Consider the following 1,187-nt stretch of genomic DNA (forward strand, 5'->3'; position numbering starts at 1 on the left):
CAAGGGTGATGCTGAATTGACGTTCTCGGACAGTCAGCCGCACTATTACGGAGACGTGCCAGTAATCGAGTACATTGAAAACGAAGAGCGGCAGAGCGTGTTCGAATCTGTAGAGTCGTTGATTAATGCATACGACAAAGCGGTTTCCGAGAAAGCCAATGACGTTGACTATTTTGCGGACGCGTACATGAAAATCTTGGGCGCCGAGCTGGACGAGGAAACGCTGAAGGAAATCCGGGACAACCGGATCATCAATATTTCTGGCCAGGATGTCGACATATCCAAAATCATCGTCGAATTTATGGAAAAACCAAACGGTGACGCGAATCAGGAGCATCTGCTGGATCGGATTGAGCGGTTGATCTATCAGATGAGCATGGTGGCCAACATTAACGATGAGAGTTTCGGCAATGCGTCGGGCGTAGCCCTTGAGTTTAAACTGCAGCCGATGAAGAATCTGGCGGCCATGAAAGAACGGAAATTCACGTCGGGCATGAACCGGCGTTTTAAAATGCTGTTTAATGTTCCGCTGTTCATCGAAGTTAGCAAAAAGGACGAATGGCGAAACTTGAATTATACATTTACCCGTAACATTCCGCGGAATCTCGTGGATGAAGCGGATGTAGCAAAGAGCCTGCAGGGCATTATCTCGAAGGAAACGCAGCTGAGCGTTCTGAGTATTGTCGATAATCCAAAGCAAGAACTTGAGCGCATAAAGGCTGAGGATCCGGAGACGAATTATCCGGATGGTGATTTTAATACAGGAGGCGGAGAAGATGGTGAAGTACCGTAAGAAACCGGTAGTGATTGAAGCTGTGCAATGGAAGCCAAATGAAATGCTCATCTACGACTTGATGGAGCAATTCGGCGGATTAGATGAGATGCGGGCAAAGTCCCTCGGTAAAAAGAAAGGGAAATTGGTTATCAAGACGCTTGAAGGAGAAATGACGGCAGATGACGGTGATTACATTATCCGAGGTATAAACGGTGAGTTTTATCCTTGTAAGCCGGATATTTTCCATAAGACATACGAGAAGGTGGAATGATGGACAAGGTCAAATTCATTCACCGAACGCCCCGTGACGTGCTTCAGGAGTTTATGGGGAAAGTTGACGATTACGAATCCATTATCATTGTCGGCAAAAAACATGAGGATGTGGATGTGTTTGAAACAGGTTATAGTTATA

At 46.1% G+C, this 1,187-nt stretch carries 2 protein-coding genes; both read left to right on the top strand.

What is annotated here, in order from left to right:
- On the top strand, nucleotides 1–793 hold a 793-nt coding region (locus tag NIE88_RS22055; RefSeq protein ID WP_253065706.1), incomplete at its 5' end, for a phage portal protein.
- Complete coding sequence (locus tag NIE88_RS22060; protein WP_253065707.1) at nucleotides 777–1,046, top strand: hypothetical protein; 270 nt, start codon at nucleotides 777–779, stop codon at nucleotides 1,044–1,046. The genes NIE88_RS22055 and NIE88_RS22060, both read left to right, overlap by 17 nt.
- The last annotated feature ends 141 nt before the right edge of the window (nucleotides 1,047–1,187 follow it).

It is taken from the genome of Sporolactobacillus shoreicorticis (assembly GCF_024125445.1).
GTDB classification, from domain to species: domain Bacteria; phylum Bacillota; class Bacilli; order Bacillales; family Sporolactobacillaceae; genus Sporolactobacillus; species Sporolactobacillus shoreicorticis.